The organism is Paenibacillus sp. JNUCC 34, assembly GCF_058269055.1.
Window position 1 is genome coordinate 1,659,615 of record NZ_CM177770.1, and the last position, 16,421, is coordinate 1,676,035.

Here is a 16,421-nt window from a genome sequence, read left to right on the forward strand (position 1 = left end):
AGAAATCATTTGTGTTACCAAAAAAATTGTATTAATATGTAGATGGTGCAGGGCAATATGTGCACCGTTATCTATGTTCTAGATATACAGGAGGCAGAGGAAACTATGGCGAAGTACACATGGGTAGATAAAGATACCTGCATTGCTTGCGGCGCTTGCGGCGCAACAGCACCCGATATTTATGATTATGATGATGAGGGTCTTGCTGAAGTCATCTATGAAGGTGACAACAACCGGGGAGTAACGGAAATTCCTGAGGACATGTATGAAGACATGGAAGATGCGTGTGACGGATGCCCAACGGATTCCATTCGGATTGCGGACGAGCCATTTAACGAAGAGTAATCATTTCTGCGGACGGGTTCGCAGGTTTTATTATAAGGTAGTGATTTAGGCGTCTTTGCTCTCATTGGGCAGGGACGTTTTTTTTTGTACACAGAATTCATCTGTAAGGTTATGTAAATCGGATAATACATAATGGAGGGCATTGTGCCGATAAATTGAATATACAAGAAGAAACGCCCTTGGCGTCCTTAGTTAAAGGACGGTGGCGTTTCTTCGAGAAATATAAGTCAAGTATAAAACGTAAAATTTATACTTTCTTATATTTTGAAAAAAGAACAGACGGAGGCTCTCATGTTGAACAATTCGCTGCATCTCAAGCGCTATGTGGAGACACATCCTGACAATAAAATGGCCTGGTACCTGCTCGGGAAGGATTACGAGACCAACGGGGAGCAAGGAAAAGCAAATTACTGCTTTAACCGTGCTGAAGAAGTGTATGAAGCATTTGAACTAAGTAAAGTACCTTCAGATATATGGAAAAATTACGAGGTTAGGCTTTTACAGGTCGAGAGGGAGAAGTATAAAAGGGGAAAGCGAATCCGGCGTGCACTTCTGGCAGTCGTATTGATGCTTCTGATTATGCTTCCTTCAGTGAACGCTCCGGGAGGGCCGGGAGCAAGCCTGGCAAAGATTAAGGTAAATGATCCAGATGAGATCCATCTGGCCATAGCCGATGCAAAAGATCAGAAGGATCGTAAGGGGCCTTTATTCACCGCTACGGCAATTCGTGGGAAGAGCTGGTCCAGTGTGCTGCCTCAGCTGTTGACCGAGCCGGACCGGCTGCCGCCGTGGACAGTGGCTCTGGGAATGGAACGGTCAGGGAAGTGGGAGATATGGTCTGAGAACATGCCGATCCTCTACGGCATTTATCGGGATACAAGCGGTGTCATTGGAATTCAACCTTACGAGGGAAGCCGGGCAGATTGCGACTGTATACCAGCAGATGGTACCGCGTTGAAAGATCCTGCAGAACGTTGGGCGGATGTACAGGTCCAGAATGCTGTTCTAACAGAGGCTATTCAACGCTACCGCGAGCGAAACGGTAAACTCCCTGGAAGTCTGGATGAGCTGACGAGACCATTTCCGCACAACTGGCTTTCTGGAAAATCACCGGCGATGAAAATTCTGTTTCCGATTCTAACTGGCACTGGTCCCGCAGATAAAAATGGTACACATAAGAAAAAAGAAACAGTAGGACGGCAGATACCGGAAGGCCTTGGTTCATCCCCGGATGGCCAGGCTTTTTTCACTGAGCGGCTGGAGGTTATTATAGACCGCAAAAATCACCGTCTAGGGGTAATTAGTGGTTCTGTTCTGCTTAGAAATTATAAGGTTGGGCTTGGACGTGACAATAAAACCCCGCTGGGCAATTTTAACATCAGTGACAAGGTAGTGAATCCGAACGGGTCTGCAAACGGCACCTATGGTTCCCGCGGGATGCAGCTATCGGATTCCAATTATGCGATTCACGGTACTCAAGATATTGGGAGTATCGGTGGCAATGAATCGGAAGGATGCATCCGCATGTATAGAGAGGATGTGGAGGAGCTGTTCGACCTCGTGCCCATGGGAACCAAAGTGAGGATTGAGGAAGGGGCTCTACCAAATGGCCTGGTCATACCGGATGAGCGCTTTACACTCAAACATTCCAAAGGCCAGTCGAACCCCCATAAGGTTTATCATTGGTTGGATTAAGGCTGGGATATAACGATCAGAACGATGATCAGAATGATCAGCAGGGTGATACCTGTGCCGATCCACAGGATGGCCTTCTTGTTAACTTCTTCCTTTTTTTGCTGCAGTGTTGGTGGTCTGCGCTTAGCTGACATGTCCATACCCCTCTTCTTTTGTATAGTCGTTAATTACCTTACATTGTAAAGGGTTTGTCCAAAAAATGCTATAACATGAGACGAAAGGGCAGGTGCACAAAAGAGGGAAGAAAACTTTCTTTTTACTTCAGAAACGGATAAACTGAGTGATAGAGAAATTATAAGCCATGAGAGGAAGAATGGATGTGCTGTACCGTAATATAGGCAAGCCTTTATTTTTCAAATTGGATCCGGAAAAAGCTCACCATCTTGTCGTAGGGGGGCTCGGGCGCACATCGTTGCTGCCTGGGGCTGAGGCCGCCATGCGCGGGATGTACGGAGTGAACGAAACACCCGACCTTGCAGTAGACTTATTCGGTCTGCATTTTCCTACGCCGGTAGGGCTTGCAGCAGGATTGGATAAAAACGGGCAAGCTGTAAGAGGATTTTCTTCCATCGGCTTTGGTTTTATGGAAGTAGGCACGGTGACACCTAAAGCACAGCCAGGCAACGAGCTTCCTCGATTGTTCAGGCTCCCTCCGGATGAAGCATTAATTAACCGGATGGGGTTCAATAACGAAGGCGCAGAAGCGATGGCTCGCCGATTATCCCTCCTTAAGGAGCGGCGGATTCCGGTAGCCGTCAATATCGGAAAAAACAAAGTGACACCGAATGAGGAAGCGCATGGCGATTATCAAGCTTGCATCCGCGAATTGTTTCCATACGGGGATTTCTTTGTTGTGAACATCAGTTCGCCGAATACACCGGATCTAAGGAGCTTGCAGCATGGCAGCGAGCTGTCCTCATTGCTGGATGCGGTCATGAGTGAGATGTCACATCAGGCTCAGATCCATGGAACACAAAAAGCAGTTCTCGTGAAAATCGCTCCAGACGTTAGCGACGAGGAACTAGAGTATATGGTGGATACGATTTCCCGAAGCGGAGTATCCGGCATTATTGCGACAAACACAACATTGTCCCGGGCTGGTTTAAGTCACGGAAATGCGAAAGAAACTGGAGGACTTAGCGGTAAGCCGCTGCGTGAGCGATCTACAGAGATCGTCTCAAGGATATATCAGCAGACCGGTGGCTCCCTGCCGATCATCGGCTCTGGGGGGATTTTTACTGCCAAAGATGCTTATGAAAAAATTCGCGCTGGAGCATCCCTGGTTGAAATTTATACAGCACTCATTTATGAGGGCCCTGAAGTGAATCGAAGGCTGCATGCCGGCCTAAGAGAATTACTAAAACGTGACGGGTATGCACATATATCCGAAGCGGTAGGAGCGAATCACCGCTAAAGGGTTAAAGACAGGAGGCACGACGATGGACGGTAGAGACTGGGGGACATTTTTGCTTCCGTATGAACAGGCCGTTGAAGAATTGAAAGTTAAATTCAAGACAATGCGTTCTGAGTTAAAGAAACGAGAAGAGTATGCACCAATCGAATTCGTGACCGGACGGATCAAGCGGATATCAAGCATTCTGGACAAAGCCAAACGGCTTAATGTCCCAATGGATCAATTGGAAACAGGAATTGAGGATATTGCAGGTATCCGCATCATGTGTCAGTTTGTCGAGGACATTCGGCGGGTAGCTGAATACATCCGCGAAAGAAAAGATTTGAAGGTTTTATATGAGAAAGATTATATAACCAATTATAAAGATAGCGGATACCGAAGTTTTCATATGATTGTGGAGTATCCGGTTCAGACTGCGCTCGGCCAAAAAATTGTACTTGCTGAAATTCAGATTCGTACGCTGGCTATGAATTTCTGGGCAACGATTGAGCATTCTTTAAGCTATAAATATCGTGAGAGCCTACCGGACGAAATCCGTAACCGACTGAAAAAAGCGGGGGAAGCTGCCAATACGCTGGATAATGAAATGTCGAGTATCCGTGAGGATATATTGGAGGCTCAGAAGCAATTTGAGGATAACTCCAATATTACTTCACAGCTGCTCAACGCGATGCATCAGCTGTATTTCTATCACATGGTTAATGAGGCGATCGAGTATCAAGCACGGTTCAACACCATTTGGCAGCAGCAAGGTCAGGATCACGATATGGAAGCGGTGAAGGAGCTGTTAACGGAGGTTAAGGAACTGCTGGAGACAGCCAAAAAGAAAGTCCGTGATCATGAAATATGATCCGCTTTACGCTGCCTATCTAGTTTATTTCAACCGAGACCGAGATTATTTCGAATGCCATGAGGTGCTTGAAGAGCTTTGGCTTGCCAGGGATCGGGATCCCCGTTATAAAGGACTGCTCCAGGCGGCTGTAGGTCTCTATCATTTTCGGAACGGAAACGTCCGTGGTAGTTACAAAATGATGAGCAGCGCCCATGCCCGTCTGCAGCCGTATCCTGCCGAAGAACTGGGCATCCATATGGGCAAGCTGGTTTCTGAGATCAGTGTCTATGCTGCTCGGTTAGCATCCTATGATACGCAGCCGTTTCCATATTATGATCTCACAATCGAGATTGTGGACACGGAATTGGTAGCGATTGTAGCTAAGGCATCCGCTGAGATTCAGCCCAATGTGCCTCAGCGTCGAGGTCCGCAGCGTGCCGAAAAACTTAAAAAGATTGTTCAAAAAGTCCGCTTTTGATCACGAAGTGAATCAGGAAGTGGGCTCGGCATCGAATCTTGAATTCAGCCGGTCCTTCCGGTGCTCACGTACCCAAAACGTACGCTCCGCTCCTCAGTCCCTAGCTTCTTCCAACCTTCTCGGTGCTGAAAACCGACCTTTTTGAACACGCACTTAAAGTGGAGTAACCATTTTGGGAAGCAGGCCTCTCATGGCTTGATATGAACAGGTACAGATCATCTGTACCGAAGGAATATAGCAAAACCCGCTGCATGTGGATCGCAGCGGGTTTGTTGATTTAAAGGAACGGCAGCGTCAAGGCCGACTTATACTTGCGGTGCTGTGCCTTTGTATTTATTATCGATGAAGTTCTTGATTTCCTCGACGGACTTGCCTTCGTCGTTCAGACGCTTCGCATCCTGCAGTTCAGACAGACAGATGCCGCATTGTGCACCGTGATCCGTCCACTTCACACCGTCATCATTCTTCTCGGCTATGAAACAGCGATGCAGGGAATCATGCAGTTTTCCGTCATCCATACAGCCGCAGTAACATTTTAGCTCCTTGAGAATATCTTCGAGATCTCCAACAGTTGCATAAGATGCTTGGGTGTTATCCGTGTAAACCGATAAAAGTTCGGGCATAACGGTAACAGAGGCGGTTGTCTCGTATCTCTCGGAGTCTAAGCCATGAGAGTGGGAGATAACTGATGGCTTGCGGCCACAGCCGGAGAGCAGGAGAATGCCGACTAATCCTGTAATCAGGATGGAATGTGCTCGCTTCATGGCGTTACACTCCCTTTAAATTTATCGAAAAATTGCGTGAAAGCTTCAGCTGTATTTCCACCTTCCATGGCTACAGCTGTTAAACCGCCGACCAGGCGTTCTTTCTCCACTCCGTTCTCGAAGAACGCAAGGGTAGGGGTATACTCAATATTGAACTTTCTGAAACCGTCCTGGAATTCACGAAGGTTGTACTGGTGAAGGTACGCTCCGCTTTCTTTCGCAAGCGGCATCAGCTCTGGTGTTGTTGCTCGGCAGCTAGGACAATCTGATGCGAAGAAGTATACAAAGAAGCTTTCTTTGTTGTCTATTTTCTTGCTTAATTCATCAGGCAGGATGACTTGTTGATAGTTGGGATCATCGAGGATTTCCTTCGTGGCAGGATTCAGCTCAGCGACTTTCTTACCGCCGTACAGCTCGCTTTTCTCACCTTGAGTATTCAGAAAAGCAAGCAAGCCGATGAGAACAAGCAAAATGCCGCCAAACAGATAAAGGCTTGTATAGTTCTTTTTCTTGCGGTTCAATTACTCACCCCCATATCATTGAAATAGTATTATTAGGGCATGTCCCTCTTAATGTATTTTATTATACAATAATAAATGTCATAGCGGAACACGATAGTATCCGCTCTTCATTATTCTAAAGGATAGGCAGGTAGATATATGGCATTACGACTCCCAGCGCCCTTTGAGGCGAAGATGAAGTCGCTCCTTGGCGATGAGTATGAACAGTTTAAACAATCCTATGAACAGACTCCTCATGCAGGCATCCGGGTTAATACATTAAAGATTAGCAAAGAACAATTTAATGAGATCTCTCCGTTTGAGCTGGAGCCCATTCCTTGGTGTGGAACCGGATATTATGTGGAAGAAGGGGTTCGGCCGGGACGGCACCCGTATTATCATGCTGGTCTGTATTACATTCAAGAGCCTAGTGCCATGGCACCCGTTGAGCTGCTGGAGGTGGAACCTGGTGACCGTGTATTGGATCTATGCGCTGCACCTGGCGGGAAATCGACCCAGATCGCCGCAAAGCTGGCAGGCTCGGGACTTCTGGTCAGCAATGATCTTCATCCGGACCGGACCAAAGCGCTGGCTAAAAATGTAGAGATGTACGGGGTAAGGAACGCTGTTGTGCTAAATGAAAATCCGGAACGAATTGCTGAAGCTTTTCCACAGTTTTTTACTAAAATCCTGATTGATGCTCCGTGTTCGGGAGAAGGGATGTTCCGTAAAGACGAGGATATGCTAAAGTACTGGGACGAATCCTCTCCACTTAAATATGCGGATATGCAAAGAGACATATTGTCTTCCGCCGCCAAAATGTTATGTAGAGGAGGAAGGCTTGTCTATTCTACATGTACCTTCTCTCCTGAAGAGAACGAAGGGATGATTGCAGCTTTTCTGAAGGACCATTCGGAGTTTTCAGTAGTCCCTATTGGTGACTCCGAGTGGTTCTCACCGGGAGAAGCGAAGTGGGTTGAGGAGCATAACTTGTCCCAGGGTGGCATGAGTGGTCAGGATAACGATCCATGTATTCAGCAGACTCTGGGTGCGGGTCGTCTGTGGCCGCACCGGGTTAAAGGAGAAGGGCATTTCTTCGCCGTTCTCCGCCGGGATGGTGAGCAGGAGGAGCAGGCTGATTTGGTTGAAATGGGAGAAGAAAGAGCCCTGCCAGTATCCTCTCCAAGAAAGAAACGTCAAGAGTCACGAAGTAATGGTGATCATCTGAAAGACAAAAAATTGTCAGGCTCTAAGCGATCTGGTGGGCGGACCGAGTCGGACCGGAAAGGAAGCGAACCGGGTTCGCTTACGGTTTTTTATGATTTTGTCCGCGATCAACTGAATCTAGACCTGTCTGCAGGTTATCCTGTAATGTATGGAAACTACATCTACTTGTCTCCGCTGCCGGAGAGCCGGCTGCAAGGATTAAAGACAGTACGTGCGGGTTGGTATATGGGGCAGATCAAGAATGGCCGGTTTGTTCCGGGCCATCCTCTTGCAACAGCGCTGAAACCCTCGGAGGCCCGCAGATCGGTCAACCTGTCATCCCATGATGGAGAAGCTGTACGATATCTGAAGGGGGAAACGCTAGAGATTCCCTTGGACCGAATTCATTACGAGTCTGTCACCGATTCCAAAGGGTATGTGTTAGTATGTATAGATGGGTATTCTGCCGGCTGGGGCAAGTGGCAATCTGGAATGTTAAAAAATGAGTACCCAGCAGGCTGGAGGTGGACATCTGTATGAGCGCCAAGGGCAGGACGACCCAAAGGCTGGATAAAGTACTCTCTAATCTGGGCTACGGCTCCCGTGCCGAACTGAAAAAGATCGTGAAGCAGGGGGGAATTACCGTAAATGGCTCATCTGTGAAGGATCCGGGAATGCATGTGGATCCGTATCAGGATGCCATAGAGATCGAGGGGGAAAAAGTTCTTTATAGGGAGTTTATTTACTTAATGCTGCACAAGCCGCCAGGTGTTATCTCAGCGACAGAGGATGCAAGAGACCGTACTGTATTGGATCTGCTGGACAAGTCCTATTTGATCTATGAGCCGTTTCCGGTTGGCAGGCTGGATAAAGACACAGAGGGATTGCTACTGCTAACCAATGACGGCAAGCTCGCTCACGAGCTGTTATCTCCCCGCAAGCATGTACCGAAAACGTATGAAGCGGACGTAGCCGGAAAGGTATCTGATGAGGATATCACTTTTTTTTCTCAAGGTGTCACGCTGGATGATGGATATGTGACGCTGCCTGCGGAGCTTACGGTGTTATCGGTTGAAGAGCGAGAGAGTGGACCGTTGTCCAAAATCTCGCTTACGATTCACGAAGGCAAATTCCATCAAGTCAAACGAATGTTTGAAGCGGTGGGCAAAAAGGTGGTTTACCTGAAGCGGGTCAGTATGGGAGAACTGAAGCTGGATGAGGCGCTTCCTATTGGTTCATATCGGGAGCTTACAACGGAAGAGTTGGCAATTTTGGGTAAGTAGCCAGTAAGCATGCCCTGACAGACACAATTTAATAGAGAAAATATATACGCATAAAAGGATGGGTGGAGACATGACTTATAAACTGGTAGCACTGGACGTAGACGGAACGCTGTTAAACGACGATCACGTGATGACGGAGCGGACGATGAATACGGTCATGGAAGCTTCGAAAAAGGGAATAGAAATCGTGTTATGTACTGGACGGGGGCCGCAAAACACCATTCCATTTATGGAGAAAATGGGCTTGACCGGTTACGTCATCAGTCATAATGGTGCTGCAACAGTTGAAGTGGAGACCCGTAATATCGTTCATCAGTTTGGTATGGACGAGAAGGCCCTGAATCCGTTCATGGATTATTGCCGGGAAAAGGGAGTTCATTTTGATGTCAATACAGCGTTTGGCATGTATGTCGACAACGTAGAGACACTGGCAGGTCCTGTCCGCCATATGTACGAAAACTATCTGATGCTGCCTTCCAACCTGCCGGCCTGGGAAGAGCTTAAAGAGCCGGTCGTGAAGTTTACGGCATTTGGCGAGGTTGCGGACATGGAAGCCGTGTTCGAAGACTGGAGCAAGTGGACCCTGGTCTTTAATATGCTTCGCAGCGGAGAGTATTTCATTGATCTTATGCATGAGCAGGCTTCGAAAGGGAACGCTTTGAAACAGCTGGCGGCCAAACGTGGGTTCCAGCCGGAAGAGGTTCTGGCCATTGGCAATTATTATAACGATATTACGATGCTTACGTTTGCCGGTATGGGCATTGCAATGGACAATTCCCCGGTAGAAGTGAAAGCAGCAGCAGATGCTGTGACGGCATCGAACAATGATGACGGTGTGCACGAAGCGTTAGTGAAATACTGCTTGTCCTAAATTACAAAATTAAAACCTGCGGTGATTGTTGATTAACGCGGGTATTGCAACTAATCCTCCGCACCGTCTTGAATGATGGTAACGGAGGATTTTTGACGTGGTTTATAGCGAACCTAAGTTAGCGGCTTCATCTGACGTTCTGGGGCTGGCGCGTATGCTTCGGTAAGCGGTGACGCGGTTCTTGCCATTACTCTTGGAATGATACATAGCCTGATCCGCCTGTTTCATCAGGTTGTCAGCGGTCGCACCTTTGCGAAGCGTGCTGTACCCGACGCTGACGGTGACTATAGTCTCTTCGGATACGCGGAACCGGATCTTCTCCGCTACTTGTGACACCCTGCTCCCTTTTCGTGCGACAATCGCAACCAGTTCCTCGCCGCCGTAGCGTCCGGTAAGACCGATACCGTCCAGTTCCTCTTCCATGATCGTAGCGACCTGCTGCAGCACTTCATCTGCATGGGCATGGCCTTGTGTGTCGTTCAACATTTTGAAATTGTCGATATCGCAAAAAATGGCTGAAATCTTTGTTCCGTTCGAAACGTAATGATTCAGATGTTTCATGAAATAGCGCCGATTATATAGTCCAGTCAGCCCGTCCGTAATGGAAGAACGGTAAATGGACTGCATCAGTTCGATGATGCGCTGAAACAGAATAAAAAAGATAATGCTGTAAAATACGAGGGGAAGTACGGCCGAGATTTGAAGCGGGAGACCGGGTTCGTCACCACCGTTTAAGTATTTATATATGATATGTATAGAAGCCCAAATCGAATAGATGGAAAGTCCCAGAGAGTATTTAAATCGCTGTCCGATACGGGGAGCAATCTTGGAGAATGACAAGTAAATAACAACCCACTCTATAATGGTTAAATAAAGATCCGGCCATACAGGGTTGATGGATGACGGAAGGAAGAGCGGAACCAGGAGCATTACGGCAGTTATTGCGGGAAGCCCATAATGCACTTTCCTGACACGACGATACAGAAGCAGAACCGAGAGGTTAAGCAGAATAAAGGAAAAGAGCTGAAGCGAACGCATGCTGGTCCCGCTTGGCAGCCATGCACGTCCAGAGAAGGCCTGATGGATGTTCAGTCCTTCGTATGTCATAATGAAGAAGAACGCGGCGGCCATGTAAACATAAGCCTTCTTACGCTGTTTGCTGTACATCAGCAGGCACATTATTAGCATCATGAGAGCTAAATAAGCACCGCACACGGCCGTAATGCTGAAAATCGGAAATGCGGACCACAATGTTGGATCGTTGGACAATGGTATCAGACTCCTGGAGGATTTATTTTCCTTTACTGAAACATATGTTCTAATATATCATAATTGAAAAGTGTCTGAAAAGAGACTTACAGAAAGGGAGATCTTCATGAAATTGCTGCAGGCCTTATTTTTCCCTCCTGAACAGCCGGGAGGCGTCTCTTCGATGATTCCTTATTTGCAGGACCGATTTCATTCTTCACGCTGGGACATGGAGATGTTCTGGCTGCCTAAAAGGATCCGCAACAAAGGACAAGAGGAGCCCGTATTTCACACTTTTGACTGGAAAGAATTCGAACAGAGCCCTATTGTTCTCAAATATATTCAAACGTACGTCGACTACATATGGTGGATCCGGCTTCGGCTCCAGAAGCCTTACGACTTGATCCATGCGCATCACCCCATTGCTGGTCTCGCCATGAAAACCGTATTTCCGGATACGCCGCTCATCCAGACGATTCATTCCAGCTACGAGCGGGAGCTTATATTAAATGGAAGAATCGAAGAGAATGGGCTGGAGCATCGTTTTCTCGTATCGTTGTACCGGGAGTTAGAACACGTCAGTCAGCAGCTGATTACGGTGTCTAAGTCTTTTGCTAACTATATGTCTTCATACGTTGAATTGCCAGAGTCCATTGCAATTATTCCAAACGGATTTGATGAAAAGCGTTTTAAGCCTGTGCCGCATGAGAATGAGATCCCGCAGCTCATTACGGTATGCCGTCTAGTTCCTGCAAAAGGACTGGATGTGCTACTCAAAGCTTGTGCAGAGCTGAAACGCCAAGGCTATGACTATGTACTTCATATTATCGGGGACGGACCGTCCCGGCAAGAGTTGGAGGATATGGCGAAGGATCTCGGTATATATCAGGAAACGATATTTTACGGGTATACCTTGCATCCGGAAGAATTTATGCCGTTCTTTGATATTTTTGTACTTCCGTCGCGGGCGGAGGCGTTCGGTTCTGTCTTTGCGGAAGCCGCACTGAGCTGCCTGGCGCTTGTGGGTAGTAATGTTGGAGGGATTGCTGAGCAGATTGAAGATGGTGTTAACGGGCTGCTCGTGCCTCCTGAGGATTATGTGGCTCTTGGTGAGGCACTTGAGAAGGTCATCTCAGATCCTCAGTATCGCTACGAGCTCGCTCGTTCAGCTTGGGATAATGCCAAGAATCGATACTCACTCACCAAATCAGTAAATGAACTTAAGAAATTATATTTGAAATATCAACCTTAAGAAAGAGGACATAGCATGCTTCCCTTCCGTTTTATTCATGCAGCAGATCTGCATCTGGACAGCCCGTTTGCAGGTATGTCCGGTTTAACAGATCGTGTACGCAAGTATTTGCAGCAATCGACCTTTATCGCGCTGGACCGGATGGTGCAGCTGGCGGTCCGTGAGAAGGTCGATTTCGTCGTTATAAGCGGGGATGTATATGACAGTTCAAACACGTCTTTACGAGCACAACTCCGCTTCATGGAGGCGCTTGAGATGCTGGACCGGGAACATATCCCTATATTTATCATTCATGGCAATCATGATCCGCTGGACAGTCCAAGGCTGGCGGTAACCTTGCCACCACTTGTGCATGTATTCGGACCTGTACCTGAGTCGGTGACCGTCGTCCGCCGCAGAGATGGACAGGACGTAGCTGTCATTACCGGCATGTCTTATCCGACGTCCAAGGTGAAAGAGAATATATCGCTGCAGTATAGCAAAAAGGCTGAGGCTTCCGAGCTGTTTCATATCGGGCTGCTTCATGCAAATGTGGATGGCAACCAGGAGCATGAAACATATGCTCCTTGCTCGAAGAAGGATTTAAATGCTGCCGGCTATCATTATTGGGCACTGGGTCATATTCATTCCCGCCGGACGCTGCAAGAGTCGCCTTACATCGTTTATCCGGGTAACATTCAGGGCAGAAACATCCGAGAGACTGGTCCGAAAGGTTGCTATCTGGTTGATGTGAATGAAACCGGAGCTGTCGCAATGGATTTTCGTGAACTGGATACGGTCCGGTGGTTCGATATGGAGGTTTCCATCGGGGGCTGCCGTCATCCGGAGGACTTACGACTGAAGGTGGAGCGACTGTTGGCCGACATATCAGAATCCTATACAACCGGATTCAGCATGGTTCGGATACGTATAATCGGCAGAGGGCCAATTCATCGGGAGCTTGAAGACGGATTTATTCTTGAGGATCTCCTAATTGATCTTCGCCGCAAAGCTGATAACCAAGCCGGAACAGTCGGTTTTGCAGGCTGTGTCTGGGTGGAGAGCTTTTGTCTTTCGTCTGGAGCGGAAATTCAACTAGAGACACTGCTGCAGGAAGATAGCTTTATTGGAGAATTGCTTCGTTTGGCCGAAGCGGAGCTCGCTGGGGATATAGGAAGTGACAGTGTGATCGGTCATGCCTTAAGGCCGATGATGGATCAACCGGAAATCCGGCTTTTACTCACGGGACTTACACAGGAGGAGCAGCGTGAATGGCTCCGGAGGGCGATGGAGCTTACGACTCTTCTTCTGCTCGACGATCAGGAAGCCGGAGGTGCTTCGGCATGAGAATACAACGGGTCAACATTCGCGGTTTCGGTGCGGTACATAACAAGGAGTTGGAGCTTAGCCGCCCCATGACCGTATTATATGGACCGAATGAAGCCGGAAAGAGCAGTGTTTTATATTTCATTAGAGCGATGCTGTACGGCTTTCCGGGCCGTACACAATCCGCTCAGCGCGGAGAGCCGCAGGATGGGGGCGTTCATGGAGGCGAACTGTCTCTGGTGGATGAAAAAGGTAGTACATGGGTAATCAGACGTTTCAATCGTCCTCCCGAAGGAACGGCGGCTGGGGGGAAGATGGAACGTGTGAGTGTAACTGTGCGAGACTCTGCGGGTATGGTCGTGGAAGTGGGTCAGCAGGAGATGGAACGAGATCTGCTCAGCGGTGTGTCGGAGAGCATGTTCCGACAGTTGTTTGCCATTTCGCTCAGCGAATTACAGGAGATTCGTACACTTCAGTCCGATGAGATGAACAGGTATTTGTTTCATGCGGGAATTGGAGGTGGAAATGGTATTGTTCGGGCGGAGCGGAAGCTGAACCAGGAAATGGACAAGCTCTTTAAACCGAGAGGGAGAGTTCAAGAGAGCGCGAAGATCGTTCAGGACATCGAGCAGCTGCGAGGCCGTATTGCGGAGAGCCGCTCATATCTTCAGCAGTACAATCAGGTAATCTCCGAGTTAAGCGAGATTGATAATGGTCTGTCTACGCTGGAGATAAGACGTCATAGAAATATGCATGAGCTGGTCTTGTATCGCAAAGCGATGGAAATCCGGCCGCTATGGCTATCCTGGAAGGAGGATAATCTCGAATGGTCCACTCTTCCTGACAGCTCTTTTTTTCCTCTGGATGGACTTAACCGCTGGGAACTAATGGCGGAAGAGCTCAGAAATTTGGAGCAGCGGTCCATTCGAATTCAGAAAGCGCAAGGGGACATTTCTTCCCGTCTTGAAAGTCTGCCTGAGAATCAGTTGCTGGAAAGGCTCAGCCCTCAAATCGAAGATTTGTGGTCAAAAAGACCGCTCTATATAGCAGGTCAGACAGAGAAAGACGAGTTAGAAGCCGAGTACAGACTGCTGAATGACCGCCTTTATCGTATTTTACAGGACATTGATGATTCATGGACACCAGATCACCTGGCATCACTTAAAGTGTCAGCCTCCGAACGGGAGGATATACGCCGAATGGGGGCTTCATTTGCCGGATATGACCGCCGGATGGAGAAACTGTCTCTTGAGCATAGAGGCGCTATGCGGGCGCTAGCAGCTGCTGAATCATCACTGCGGGAAGCGCAGCGGAGTCTTCGTGAAGAGACGGAAAGAGGGAGCTCCCACTTTTTCATGATCAAGCCTTCCAACCCGCGGGAGACGCTTACCGTATGGAGCAAGCTTCAGCTTGAAGCGGAACGCTGGAGGGAAGAACGGCTGACCCGTTCTGCGTCGGGTCCATCACCATTACAGGAATCTCAGCATAAGAAGGGAATGCTGCCTTCTTACCGTAAGTTATTGACGGGGTTAATCATCTTAACTGTACTTCTACCAGGAGTGCTGCTGTGGACGGGAGCGGTTGAGGCAGCTGCAGCTTCTGCAGTGCTGCTTCTTGGAAGCGACCTCTATATGTGGTGGAATGGTCGACGTGAGCAATCCTTGATCACAAGTTCGGGAAATATTTATGGAGCGGACGGGGGAAGCGGTAATGTGGGTGAGAAAGAAGTTTCTAGCCTGATGAACGCTCTTGTTGAAGATCCCTATGCAGCTTCTGCAGCAGAGCATACACTTCGGCGTGGACAGAGCAGCGGACAAGACCGCTCTTCTGTGGATCCTGTATTGATCGAGGCCCGTCTGCGCGAATTGCGAAAATTGATGGAAGATTGGCAGTCCTGGCAGCAGCGGCTGGGGCGGCTTACAGCTGAAGTGAGTACGGCAGAAGAGCGGGTATCGGAGCAAAATTCCGAGCTCATGCATACAGAGCGGGTAATTCAGCAGGAGGAGAAGCGTTTTCTAGAGCTGGAACAGCAGTGGGATAGCTGGCTTAAAGCGCGGCTGTTACCAAACCGTCTCTCACCGGAAGCGGTCATGGACATACTTAACTGGACCGAACAGGGGAATGAGCTGATCAGACAGCTGGAGAGTCTGAAAATCAAAATAGATAAACTGACTTGTGAAGAAGCGCGTTATGAGGAAGATTGTCTTCTTGTTATCCGTGAGTTGGGCCTGGAAGAAACAAGGGGTCCATCTCTGCTGGAAGTCGTTTATCAACAGTGGGCTGGCTACAAGGAGACGATGCAAGAACGGAAACTGTTATCTGCAAGGACTGGCGAGTTGTTGACAGAGGCTGCCGAAGTTGCAGATGAGAGCCACAGGCTGGAAGAACGGATGCAAGTTCTGCTAAAAGCTTGCGGCGTAGAGAAGGAGGAGGAGTTCCTCCGGCTAGGAGCTGCTGCTATCCGATGTGACGAGTTGGAGCGCAGCATACGTCATGCGGAAGTTGCGATGTTCAGCGGCTGGAATTCGGAAGATCGGGAGCAGCTGGAGTTCATACTGGAGCAGTCTGATGCTTCTGAGCTTGAAAGACGGTGTCAGGACAAAGAAGAGGCATCATCTGCAGATGATAAAGCGAGAGACGAGCTGCAGGAACGACGCGGCCGTCTTTTGCAGGAGAAGGAAAGTCTGGAACAAAAGGGGCTGCAGGAGGATGCTCTTCAGCAACTGGAAGAGAAGCAATCGGCCTTAAAAGACATTGTTGTTCAGTATGCCGTTCGTTCGATTGGAACAGAACTGATCAGCCGGACCCGTAAATTTTACGAAGAAGAAAAGCAGCCACACGTCCTAAGACTCGCTTCCGGATATGTAGAGCGATTAACCGGTGGTACTTATATCAGGGTACTGATACGGATGGGGGATCAGATGCTGCTGGTTGAGCAGAAAGACGGAGCCGTTATTGAGAGCACGCGCCTGAGCCGGGGAACGGCAGAACAGCTGTATTTGGCGATGCGCCTCGCCTTAGCGGAGCTTATGCCGCATAAAGAAAAGATACCGATGGTGTTGGATGATATTTTCGTGAATTTCGATAGGGAACGATTGGGGCATGCTCTTCAGTTACTTGCAGAGGTATCCTCCACAAGACAGATCATCCTGATGACCTGTCATGATCATGTGGTAAAGATGATGCAGGAGCTTCATCCATCAGTTCAAATTATAGAGATGTAAATTT

At 48.5% G+C, this 16,421-nt stretch carries 15 protein-coding genes; 11 read left to right on the forward strand and 4 right to left on the reverse strand.

Going from position 1 to position 16,421, the window contains the following annotated elements; all coding sequences use genetic code 11:
- Positions 1–105 precede the first annotated feature (105 nt).
- Together AC2TF5_RS07635 and AC2TF5_RS07640 are read left to right on the forward strand one after the other, a co-directional pair.
- Positions 106–345 (forward strand): ferredoxin, encoded by a 240-nt coding sequence (locus tag AC2TF5_RS07635; protein WP_491301582.1) that lies wholly within the window; start codon positions 106–108, stop codon positions 343–345.
- Between the two features lie 291 nt (positions 346–636).
- Positions 637–2,040 carry a L,D-transpeptidase gene (locus AC2TF5_RS07640; RefSeq protein WP_491301583.1) on the forward strand — a complete coding sequence of 468 codons (1,404 nt, stop codon included), beginning with the start codon at positions 637–639 and terminating at the stop codon, positions 2,038–2,040.
- Here the strand turns inward: AC2TF5_RS07640 and AC2TF5_RS07645 are convergent.
- A complete protein-coding gene (locus tag AC2TF5_RS07645; RefSeq protein WP_491301584.1) occupies positions 2,037–2,174 on the reverse strand; it encodes a hypothetical protein in 138 nt (45 codons plus the stop codon). The genes AC2TF5_RS07640 and AC2TF5_RS07645 overlap by 4 nt on opposite strands.
- Positions 2,175–2,359: 185 nt before the next feature.
- Between AC2TF5_RS07645 and AC2TF5_RS07650 the strand changes: the two genes are divergently transcribed.
- The 3 genes from AC2TF5_RS07650 to AC2TF5_RS07660 are packed head-to-tail and all read left to right on the forward strand — an operon-like array spanning position 2,360 to position 4,764.
- Positions 2,360–3,454, forward strand: a complete 1,095-nt coding sequence (locus AC2TF5_RS07650; protein WP_491302834.1) for a quinone-dependent dihydroorotate dehydrogenase — start codon at positions 2,360–2,362, stop codon at positions 3,452–3,454.
- A gap of 25 nt (positions 3,455–3,479) precedes the next feature.
- On the forward strand, positions 3,480–4,304 hold the full coding sequence (gene yjbM, locus AC2TF5_RS07655) for a GTP diphosphokinase (protein ID WP_491301585.1): 825 nt from the start codon (positions 3,480–3,482) through the stop codon (positions 4,302–4,304).
- Positions 4,294–4,764, forward strand: coding sequence for a DUF309 domain-containing protein (locus AC2TF5_RS07660; protein WP_491301586.1), 471 nt, complete (start codon positions 4,294–4,296; stop codon positions 4,762–4,764). The genes yjbM and AC2TF5_RS07660 overlap by 11 nt, the downstream gene beginning before the upstream one ends.
- A gap of 305 nt (positions 4,765–5,069) precedes the next feature.
- Here AC2TF5_RS07660 and AC2TF5_RS07665 read toward each other — a convergent pair whose 3' ends face one another.
- Both AC2TF5_RS07665 and AC2TF5_RS07670 read right to left on the reverse strand, forming a co-directional pair.
- The gene (locus AC2TF5_RS07665; protein WP_491301587.1) at positions 5,070–5,528 is read right to left on the reverse strand and encodes a PCYCGC motif-containing (lipo)protein; all 459 of its coding nucleotides are present in this window, start codon (positions 5,526–5,528) and stop codon (positions 5,070–5,072) included.
- Positions 5,525–6,049 carry a thioredoxin family protein gene (locus AC2TF5_RS07670; protein ID WP_491301588.1) on the reverse strand — a complete coding sequence of 175 codons (525 nt, stop codon included), beginning with the start codon at positions 6,047–6,049 and terminating at the stop codon, positions 5,525–5,527. Before AC2TF5_RS07670 ends, AC2TF5_RS07665 begins: the two co-directional genes overlap by 4 nt.
- 138 nt (positions 6,050–6,187) lie before the next feature.
- On the opposite strand from AC2TF5_RS07670, the gene AC2TF5_RS07675 reads away from it, so the two are divergent.
- The 3 genes from AC2TF5_RS07675 (at position 6,188) to AC2TF5_RS07685 (ending at position 9,388) form a co-directional block, all read left to right on the forward strand.
- The gene (locus AC2TF5_RS07675) at positions 6,188–7,774 is read left to right on the forward strand and encodes an RsmB/NOP family class I SAM-dependent RNA methyltransferase (RefSeq protein WP_491301589.1); all 1,587 of its coding nucleotides are present in this window, start codon (positions 6,188–6,190) and stop codon (positions 7,772–7,774) included.
- Complete coding sequence (locus tag AC2TF5_RS07680; protein ID WP_491301590.1) at positions 7,771–8,517, forward strand: pseudouridine synthase; 747 nt, start codon at positions 7,771–7,773, stop codon at positions 8,515–8,517. The genes AC2TF5_RS07675 and AC2TF5_RS07680 overlap by 4 nt, the downstream gene beginning before the upstream one ends.
- A gap of 70 nt (positions 8,518–8,587) precedes the next feature.
- Positions 8,588–9,388 (forward strand): HAD family hydrolase, encoded by an 801-nt coding sequence (locus AC2TF5_RS07685; RefSeq protein WP_491301591.1) that lies wholly within the window; start codon positions 8,588–8,590, stop codon positions 9,386–9,388.
- 102 nt (positions 9,389–9,490) lie between these two features.
- On the opposite strand, the gene AC2TF5_RS07690 is transcribed toward AC2TF5_RS07685, so the two are convergent.
- Complete coding sequence (locus AC2TF5_RS07690) at positions 9,491–10,657, reverse strand: GGDEF domain-containing protein (protein ID WP_491301592.1); 1,167 nt, start codon at positions 10,655–10,657, stop codon at positions 9,491–9,493.
- A 106-nt stretch (positions 10,658–10,763) separates the two neighbouring features.
- Here AC2TF5_RS07690 and AC2TF5_RS07695 point away from each other — a divergent pair, with 106 nt between their 5' ends.
- Genes AC2TF5_RS07695 through AC2TF5_RS07705 form a run of 3 tightly spaced genes read left to right on the forward strand, consistent with a single transcriptional unit; the run spans position 10,764 to position 16,417 of the window.
- Positions 10,764–11,888, forward strand: coding sequence for a glycosyltransferase family 4 protein (locus AC2TF5_RS07695; protein ID WP_491301593.1), 1,125 nt, complete (start codon positions 10,764–10,766; stop codon positions 11,886–11,888).
- Between the two features lie 15 nt (positions 11,889–11,903).
- Entirely contained in the window at positions 11,904–13,214 is a 1,311-nt protein-coding gene (locus AC2TF5_RS07700) for a metallophosphoesterase family protein (protein ID WP_491301594.1), read from the forward strand.
- Positions 13,211–16,417 carry an AAA family ATPase gene (locus AC2TF5_RS07705; RefSeq protein ID WP_491301595.1) on the forward strand — a complete coding sequence of 1,069 codons (3,207 nt, stop codon included), beginning with the start codon at positions 13,211–13,213 and terminating at the stop codon, positions 16,415–16,417. The genes AC2TF5_RS07700 and AC2TF5_RS07705 overlap by 4 nt, the downstream gene beginning before the upstream one ends.
- Positions 16,418–16,421 lie beyond the last annotated feature (4 nt).